The 8,802-nt window shown below is 73.2% G+C and carries 7 protein-coding genes; 2 read left to right on the top strand and 5 right to left on the bottom strand.

The window, feature by feature from the left end; translation table 11 throughout:
* The 4 genes from ACFQE5_RS09625 to ACFQE5_RS09640 all read right to left on the bottom strand — a co-directional run.
* The coding region (locus ACFQE5_RS09625; RefSeq protein ID WP_379584497.1) for a VWA domain-containing protein at positions 1-913 on the bottom strand (913 nt) is incomplete at its 3' end.
* A 100-nt stretch (positions 914-1,013) separates the two neighbouring features.
* The gene (locus ACFQE5_RS09630) at positions 1,014-1,910 is read right to left on the bottom strand and encodes a DUF58 domain-containing protein (RefSeq protein ID WP_379584505.1); all 897 of its coding nucleotides are present in this window, start codon (positions 1,908-1,910) and stop codon (positions 1,014-1,016) included.
* 89 nt (positions 1,911-1,999) lie between these two features.
* Positions 2,000-3,037: an AAA family ATPase gene (locus ACFQE5_RS09635; RefSeq protein ID WP_379584498.1), complete on the bottom strand. Its 1,038-nt coding sequence runs from the start codon at positions 3,035-3,037 to the stop codon at positions 2,000-2,002.
* A 54-nt stretch (positions 3,038-3,091) separates the two neighbouring features.
* Positions 3,092-3,442 (bottom strand): helix-turn-helix domain-containing protein, encoded by a 351-nt coding sequence (locus ACFQE5_RS09640; RefSeq protein ID WP_379584499.1) that lies wholly within the window; start codon positions 3,440-3,442, stop codon positions 3,092-3,094.
* Between ACFQE5_RS09640 and ACFQE5_RS09645 the strand changes: the two genes are divergently transcribed.
* Both ACFQE5_RS09645 and ACFQE5_RS09650 read left to right on the top strand, forming a co-directional pair.
* Positions 3,372-6,413: an alpha-mannosidase gene (locus ACFQE5_RS09645; protein ID WP_379584500.1), complete on the top strand. Its 3,042-nt coding sequence runs from the start codon at positions 3,372-3,374 to the stop codon at positions 6,411-6,413. The two genes, ACFQE5_RS09640 and ACFQE5_RS09645, sit on opposite strands and share 71 nt — an antisense overlap.
* Complete coding sequence (locus ACFQE5_RS09650; protein WP_379584501.1) at positions 6,410-8,356, top strand: glycoside hydrolase family 172 protein; 1,947 nt, start codon at positions 6,410-6,412, stop codon at positions 8,354-8,356. Before ACFQE5_RS09645 ends, ACFQE5_RS09650 begins: the two co-directional genes overlap by 4 nt.
* Here the strand turns inward: ACFQE5_RS09650 and ACFQE5_RS09655 are convergent.
* A partial coding sequence (locus tag ACFQE5_RS09655) for an NlpC/P60 family protein (RefSeq protein ID WP_379584502.1) occupies positions 8,314-8,802 on the bottom strand: 489 nt, incomplete at its 5' end. The two genes, ACFQE5_RS09650 and ACFQE5_RS09655, sit on opposite strands and share 43 nt — an antisense overlap.

The following is an 8,802-nucleotide window of genomic DNA, read 5'->3' on the forward strand; positions in this document are numbered from 1 at the left end:
TCGTGTCGACCCGGCGCACCTCGTAGCCGATCTGCTGGCCCAGCTCCGCGTAGACCTGACGCAGCTCGCTCTCGGACGCGGCGGTGAAGAACTGTCCCCCGGACAGCTGGGCGATCTCGCGCATCGACGCGTCGTCGACGGCCACCCGGGTTCGTCCGCCCTCGATCTCGATCGTCCCGTATGCCGTGCCGAAGGAGATCGTCGAGATCGGGACCTTGGCCTCGGCCGCCTCCTTCGCGGCGGTGAACGCCCCGCGTGGCTCGTTCTCCCCGTCCGGGCCGGGCACGGTCTGCTTACCGTCACTCATCAGCACGATCCGCGCCGGTGGTGGCCCGCCGGACTCACCATCGCCGCCGGCGCTCGCGATGGACCGCGAGAACGACTCCACCGACTGCATCGCCGCGAAGATCGCCTCGCCGGTGGCCGTGGACTCGGCGAGCTTCAGCCCGTCGACCGCGCGTTTGACCGCCTCCCGGTCGGTGGTCGGGGACACCAGGACCGCGGCGGTCCCGGCGAACGACACCAGGCCGAGGTTGATCCCGGGGGTGAGCTGGTCGGCGAACGCCTTGGCCGCGGCCTGCGCGGCGGCGAGCCGGGACGGCTGCACGTCGGTGGCCTTCATCGACAGCGACACATCGATGACCAGCATCACCGTCGCCCGGTTGCGCGGCACCTTGGCCTCGGCCTGGGGCCCGGCCAGCGCGACGGTCAGCACCGCCAGCGCGGCGATCAGCGCCGCGGCCGGCAGGTGCCGGTGGCGGCCCGGACGCTTCGGTGCGACGGCGTCGAGCAGCTCCAGGTTGGTGAACCGCACGACGTCGCGGCGGCGGCGACGCAGCAGCAGCAGGTACCCCACGAACAGGGCGGCCACGACGACCAGCCCGAGCAGCCACCACGGATGCGCGAATGTCATGGCCCCCCTACCGCACCCGAGCCCGCCGCGCTCGAGCGGCGCAAGCGCCACCCAGCGCCACGTGAGCCGCGCAAGCGCCGGCCAGTGGCACGCCGGCTGCTCATCGCCCGCCCCCCGACCACGCGCGTTTGCGCGCCAGCGCGAACCGCACGATGTCGGCGATCCAGTCCGAGTCGGTGCGCAGGGTCAGCTGCGCGGCCCCGCATCTGCGCAGCGCCCGGGCGACCCGGTCGCGGTGCGCCGCGGCGGCCGCCCCGAACTCCCGGCACAGCAGCGGGGACGTGACGACCTCGCGCTGCTCACCGGTCTCCGGATCGGCCAGCACGACCGTGCCGACGTCGGGCAGCTCCAGCTCCCGCGGGTCGATCACCTCGACGGCGAGCAGCTCATGGCGCGCTGAGAGGGCCCGCAGCGGACGCTCCCAGGTCGGCTCGCCGAGGAAGTCCGAGATCACCACGGCCAGGCCGCGGCGGCGCGGCGGGCGGCGCAGCTGCTCGATCGCCGCGACCAGATCGCCGCGGGTGCCGTCCGGCGCGGACGGGGTCTCGGCGACCCGGCGGATCACCCCCCTGGCGTGGGCGAGCCCGCCCCGGGCGGGGATGCGGACGGTCCGCTCACCGGTCGCGACGACGGCCCCGATCCGGTTGCCACCGCCGCGGGTCAGATGCGCGAGCGCGGCGAGCGCGGCGACCGCAAGGTCCCGCTTCTGGCAGGCGGCGGTGCCGAACTCGAGGCTGGGTGACAGGTCGATCGCCACCCAGGTCTCCAGCTCGCGGTCGGCGATGGTCTCGCGGACGTGGGGTGCGGTGGTGCGTGCGGTCACCGCCCAGTCCATCCGCCGCACGTCGTCACCGGGCTGGTAGATCCGGGCCTCGCCGGGTTCGCTGCCAGGACCGGGGACCAGGCCGAGATGGTTGCCCTGCAGCAGGCCGTCGAGCCTGCGGCGGACCGACAGCTCCAGGTTGCGCAGGGCCGCCTCGAGCCTGCCGTCGCGCAGCGACGGGGGCGCGGTCGCCGCACGAGGCCTCGCGGGACCGGCCCGGGCCGGTACGACCGGCGGCTGCGGGGTCGGGGCGGCGCGTGAGGTCACGACGCGCTGCCCGCCGGGCTGTACTGGGGCCGGGCGGTGACCTGCGGCAGCGGGACGGTCTGCAGCACCCGGGAGATGATGTGGTCGATCGGAACCTGGTCGGCGACGGCGTCATAGGACAGCACGAGGCGGTGGCGCAGCACGTCGGGGGCGACGTCGAGGATGTCCTGCGGGAGGACGTAGTCGCGGCCGCGGACCAGCGCCAGCCCCCGCGCGCCCGCGACGATTCCGAGGCTCGCCCGCGGCGAGGCGCCGAAGGACACCCAGCTCGCCAGGTCGGTCAGGCCGTGCTCGGCGGGCGTGCGGGTGGCGACCACGAGGCGCACCACGTAGTCGACCAGGGCGTGGTGCACGAACACCCGCGAGGCCACCCGCTGCAGCCGGGTCAGCGTCTCCGGGTCGATGATGCGTTGTGCCACCGGGGGTTCGGCACCCATCCGGTAGATGATCTCGCGCTCCTCCTCGATCCCCGGATACTCGATGATGATCTTGAACAGGAACCGGTCGCGCTGCGCCTCGGGTAGCGGGTAGACACCCTCGTTCTCGATCGGGTTCTGGGTGGCCAGCACGAGGAACGGGTCGGGCATCGGGAAGGTCTTCCCGCCGATCGACAGATGCCGCTCGGCCATCACCTCGAGCATCGCCGACTGCACCTTCGCCGGCGCCCGGTTGATCTCGTCGGCGAGCACGAAGTTCGCCACGACCGGTCCGAGTTCCACGTCGAACTCCTCACGGCCCTGCCGGTAGATCCGGGTGCCGATGATGTCGGCGGGCACCAGGTCCGGGGTGAACTGCAGGCGGGCGAAGGTGCCACCGACGACCGTCGCCACGGTCTCCACCGCGAGCGTCTTCGCGACCCCGGGCACGCCCTCCAGCAACAGGTGGCCCCGGGCCAACAGACCCACGAGCATCCGCTCGATCAGCCGGTCCTGCCCGACGATCACCCGCTTGATCTCGAAGACGACGTGCTCGAGCAGTTCGGCGTCGCGGGCGGGGACGTCGGGCTGCTCCGAGGAGGCAGGATGCGCGCTCACGGTCCCATTCCAGCGCACGCAGCGTGAGAAGGGGGTGAACCTCGCGTCCGCGGGTCAGCTCGAGGCGGGCCCGCGCCGGACCCGTTCGCCGACGATCACGTCGATCAGCCCGTAGTCACACGCCTGGCCGGTGTCCCTGTCCGCGGCCACCACATCGACCGGGCGGCCACATGCCGCGGCGAGACGCTCCAGGGTGGAGAGTCGGGCGTCGACGTCGCCCCGTTCCAGGCGCGCCACCGCCGACTGGGAGGTCTCCATCCCGGCGGCGATCTCCGTATACGCATCGGGGCGTCCGCGGCGGATACTCGTTGGCCCGGAAGGAGGGAGGGCCGGCGTGCACGACGACCGAGTACTCACCGAGGACCGCATCGCCCGGGCCGTCCGGGACCACCTCCAACCCGCCATCCATGGCCCCACGCTGCCGCTTCGGGTCAGCGCCTGGGACGTACCCGGCGAACCCGTCGAGGTCGAGGTCGCCCTCGCCGCCGACTTCCGGCCCACCCGGGTGGGTGCTCGGTGGGGCAGGCCGTGGGGAACCACCTGGTTCCGGTTCGACGCGACGGTGCCGCCGGACTGGCGGGGCCTGCGGGTGGAGGCCCTGGTGGACCTCGGTTTCGACCTGCCGACACCGGGGTTCCAGGCCGAGGGCCTCGCCTTCACCGACCGGGGCGTCCCGCTCAAGGGGGTGCAGCCGCGCAACACCCATGTCCCGGTCGACGCACCACCCGGCGGACCGGTCCGCTTCCTGGTCGAGGCCGCGGCCAACCCCGACATCGCCGACGGCTGGTCGTTCCGCCCGACCCCGATGGGCGATCCCGCGACGGCGCCGCCCGCGCCCCTGTACGTGCTGCGGCGCGCCGAGCTGGCGGTGTGGAACGCGACGGTATGGGAGCTGGCCTGCGACGTCGCGGTCGCCGACGGGCTCATGCGCCAGCTCGACGGGCGTGACCCACGCCGCCACGACCTGCTGCGCGCCCTGGAGCGGGCGATCGACCGGCTGGACCCCGACGACGTGGCCGGCACCGCCCCGGACGCCCGCGCCGCGCTGGCCCCCGCCCTCGGCAGGCCCGCGCACCGCAGCGCCCACCGGATCTTCGCGGTGGGGCACGCCCATCTCGACTCGGCGTGGCTGTGGCCGGTCCGGGAGACGGTGCGCAAGGTGGTACGCACCGTCTCGAACGTGCTGCGGCTCATCGAGGACGACCCGCGGTTCGTGTTCGTGTGCTCGCAGGCCCAGCACTACCAGTGGCTGAAGGAGCACTACCCGAGCCTGTACGGCCGCCTGCGCGAACAGGTCGCGGCCGGCCGGTTCGTGCCGGTCGGCGGGATGTGGGTGGAGCCCGACGCCAACCTGCCGGGCGGCGAGGCCATGGTTCGCCAGCTCGTGACCGGCAGCCGCTTCGTCCTCCGCGAGCTCGGCGTCGATCCCGACGTCGCCTGGCTGCCGGACTCGTTCGGCTACAGCGCGGCGTTGCCGCAGCTGCTCACGCTCGCGGGGGCGCGGTGGTTCCTCACCCAGAAGCTCTCCTGGAACCAGACCAATCGGATGCCGCACCACACGTTCTGGTGGGAGGGCCTCGACGGGACCCGGATCTTCACCCACTTCCCGCCGGTCGACACCTACGCCTGTGAGCTGTCGGCCGCCGAGCTGGCACACGCCTCGCGCAACTACGCCGAGCACGGCCGGGGGTCGATGTCGCTCGTACCGTTCGGCCACGGGGACGGTGGCGGCGGGCCGACCCGGGAGATGCTCGCCGCGGCCGCCCGCACCGCCGACCTCGAGGGCTCCCCCACCGTCACACTGGCCGGGCCCGCGGAGTTCTTCGCCGCGGCGCAGGCCGAGTATCCGGACGCTCCGGTCTGGCGCGGCGAGATGTACCTGGAGCTGCACCGCGGTACCTACACCAGCCAGGCCCGGACCAAACAGGGCAACCGGCGATGCGAGCACCTCCTGCGCGAGGCCGAGCTGTGGTGCAGCACCGCCGCGGTCGCGGGCCGGATCGGCTACCCGTACGACGATCTCGATCGGATCTGGAAGGTGGTGCTGCTCAACCAGTTCCACGACATCCTCGCCGGGAGCTCGATCGCGTGGGTCCATCGAGAGGCCGAACAAGCCCACGCGCGCTGCGCCGCCGAGCTGGAGTCGATCATCGCGGCCGCCCAGTCGGCGCTGGTCGAGCCGGGCGGCGCCGAACCCGGTGAGGTCCTGTTCAACGCCGCCCCGTACCCGCGCGACGGGGTCCCGGCCCTGGGCGCGCGCCCACGCGCACCGGCGGTCGAGCACCCGGTCCAGGTGCGGCCCGAGGGCACCGGGCAGGTGCTGGACAACGGCACGCTCCGGGTCACGGTCGACGCCCGCGGGCTCGTCACCTCGATCCTCGACGTCGCGTGCGGACGGCAGGTCGTGCCGTGCGGCGGCGCGGCGAACCGGCTGCGGCTGCACCGCGACCTGCCCAACCGATGGGACGCCTGGGACCTCGACGAGCACGCGCTGCGGGGCGGCGTCGACCTCGTCGACGTGGACACCATGCGCGTCACCGAACGCGGCCTGTGCCTGCGCCGTCGCTTCGGCGACTCGATGCTCACCCAGCACGTGGCGCTCGGCACCGGCGAGGGCGCCCACGCCGTCGAGTTCGAGACCGTCGTCGACTGGTACGAGTCGGAGAAGCTGCTCAAGGCCTGGTTCGACCTGGATGTCCACGCCGAGCGCTACGCCGCGCAGACCCAGTTCGGGCACGTGTTCCGGCCGACGCATCGCAATACCCCCTGGGACGCGGCCCGGTTCGAGGCCCCCGCGCACCGCTGGGTGCATGTCGGCGAGACCGGATACGGGGTCGCGCTGGTCAACGACTCGGTCTACGGCCACCACGTCTCCCGCACGAGCGGCCCAGGGCCCGGTACCGTCACCCGGGTCGGGCTCTCGCTACTGCGGGCGCCCCGGTTCCCCGATCCGCAGGCGGACCGTGGCCGCCATCGCTTCCGGTACGCCCTGGTGGCCGGGACCGACATCGCGGGCGCCGTGCGCGCGGGGTACGCGGCGAACCTGACGCTGCGCCCGACGGCGGGTCGCGGCAGCGTGGAGCCGATCGTCCGGGTCGACCACCCGGCCATCGTGGTGGAGGCGGTCAAGCTGGCCGAGGACCGATCCGGCGATGTCGTCCTGCGGCTCTACGAGGCACTGGGCGGGCGGGCGGCGGGGCGGATCGCGGTCGCGGCGCCGCTGGCCGCCGCGGTCGAGACGGACCTGCTGGAGCGACGGGTCCGTCCCACCGGGCTGGTCGCCGCCGACCGCGCCGGTTTCGCGGTGGCGCTGCGCCCGTTCCAGATCCTCACCGTGCGGCTCCGCCTGCAGCGAGGTTCGGCGGTGCCCCGATGACGGGCCAACCGGTCCACGGGCTCGCCGCGCTGACCTGCCTCGACCAGCTCGCGCTGCTGCGGCCACACACGCTGGCCTGCGGGCAGTCCAGCTACGAACGGGACACCCGCGGCCCGGGCCGGGGCAACGACGACTGGAACCACTTCCTCGGCGTCCGCGGCCCGGCCGGACGGCGGGAGAAGGTGATGCTCGACCGGCGGGGCCCGGGGGTGGTGTACCGGATCTGGGTCACCGGGTTCGACCCGGCGACGGACTGGTTGCGGGTGTACTTCGACGACGAACCGGCGCCGCGCATCGACCTGCTGATGGCGGAGCTGTTCTCCGGGACGACGGCGCCGTTCCTCGCCCCGCTGGTCGCCGACGACACGGTCTCCAGCGGGGGCTATACCTGCTATCTGCCCCTGCCGTACCGGCACGCGATCACGATCACGACCACCATGAGCCGGTACTACAACATCGGCGTGCACACCTTCGGCCCCGACACCCCCGTGGCGACCTGGACCGGAACCGAGGACACCGCCGCGGCCCGCCGGCGGTGGGCGGGCGCCGGAACCGATCCCGGCATGTCCCCCGACGAGGTGGTGCACGCCGGTACCGTGCGCCTGCGGCCCGGCTCGGCGTGCCCGATCTTCGAGGCGGACGGGCCGCGCTCGATCTCCGCGATCACGCTCACCGTGCCGGGCGTCACGGCCGCGGCACCCCGCGAGGGCACGGCCGAGATCCTCAACGGGCTGCGCATCCGGATGTACTGGGACGAGGACGCCGCGCCGAGCGTGGACGCGCCGCTCGGCTGCTTCTTCGGGATGGGTCGGTTCGGGGCCTACCCCACCCGGGCCCTCGTCGTCGGGCTGGACGCCGCCGACCGGCTGTACACCCGTCTGCCGATGCCGTTTCGCCGCCACGCCCGCGTCGAGCTGACCGGTTCGGCCGCCGTCGCCGGTCCGGGCGGCGTCGGGTTCGAGGTCCGGCACCGCCCGCTCGCCGGTGACCTCGCCGACGTCGGCTACCTGCGGACCCGGCTGACCGCCACGACCCCGACGGCCGCCGGATGCGACATCCCGATTCTCGACGTGACCGGCAGCGGGAACTTCGTCGGGGTCACCGCCTCCTACCTCGGCCGCCCGGACCGCTGGTTCCTCGAGGGCGACGAGCGCATCTACGTCGACGACAGCGGTTCACCCGCGTTCCACGGAACCGGCACCGAGGACTTCTTCAACGGCGGCTGGTACTTCGCCCGCGGTCCGTACACCCAGCCGATGAGCGGCAACACCGCGCATCTGCTCGACGAGCGGGCCGCCCGGATCGCGGCCTACCGGTTCTTCCTGCAGGACGCGGTGCCGTTCCGGCGCCGGATCCGGGTGTCGATCGAGCACGGCGGGTTCAACGACACCACGACCGACGCCTGGATGCTCGCCTACTACTACCACCAGCCGCGGAGCCGTCTGACGATGACCGACACCCTCGACATCGGCGATCCCGCGAGCGAGTCCGCCCACGCCTACCGGATCACCGAGCAGCGGTGGGCCGGTGCGCGCCGCTACCAGTACGAGGGTGTCGCCGACACCGTCGACGTGCTCGACACCGGCCGGGCGCACCGGGGGACCAGCCGGTTCGTCCTGCGGATCGCCCCGGACAACGACGGCGTCCTGCTGCGGCGGCGGTTCGACCAGACGATCGCGGACCAGCGCGCCGATGTCCTGGTCGACGATCGCCCGGTCGGTTCGTGGTACGTCGCCGGGGGCAACCCCTTCCGCCAGTGGCGGGACGCGGACTTCCTGATTCCGCCGTCCGTGACGGCGGGCAGGACGATGATCGAGGTGACCATCCGGTTCGTCGCGTCGGCGCTGGACTGGAACGAGTTCACCTACTGGGCGTACTCGCTGACTCCGCCCGAGCGGGCTCACAGCACCCGCGACACCGTCGGCAGCAAGCCGCCGGAGTAACGCACCGGCGTGATCCGCACCTGCCCCCCGGAGTACGGTGCCTCGATCATCTTTCCACCGCCGATGTAGAGCGCGATGTGGTAGTTGCGGCCGTTGCGCGCCCAGCTCAGCATGTCCCCCGGCTGCATCTGGGCCAGCGGGACCTGGCGGCCGAAGGCGTGCTGGTTGCCGCTGAAGCGGGGCAGCGTGATGCCCACGCCTGCGAAGGCGTAGAGCATCAGTCCCGAACAGTCGAAGCCGATCTTGTTGTAGTCGCCCATGAGGTCGGCGTAGCCGCCGTCGCGGATGCCCCGGCTGGGTCCACGGGTGGTGCCGCCGCCCCAGGCGTAGGTGACGCCGAGCTGCGACATCGCCCGGTCGATCACGATCTGCACGGCCTTTGTCCCGGCCCGGGGCGCAGGCGCGGGCGCGGCCGCCCGGCCCGCGGCCCGCGCGGCGGCCGCGAC

Origin of the sequence: Pseudonocardia hispaniensis (assembly GCF_042658695.1) — a bacterium.
GTDB lineage: Bacteria > Actinomycetota > Actinomycetes > Mycobacteriales > Pseudonocardiaceae > Pseudonocardia > Pseudonocardia hispaniensis.

Bases quoted from the DNA above. Each gene is read 5' to 3' on its own strand.
- ACFQE5_RS09640 (WP_379584499.1), bottom strand. From the start codon at position 3,442: ATGGCGGGTTGGAGGTGGTCCCGGACGGCCCGGGCGATGCGGTCCTCG.
- ACFQE5_RS09650 (WP_379584501.1), top strand. From the start codon at position 6,410: ATGACGGGCCAACCGGTCCACGGGCTCGCCGCGCTGACCTGCCTCGAC.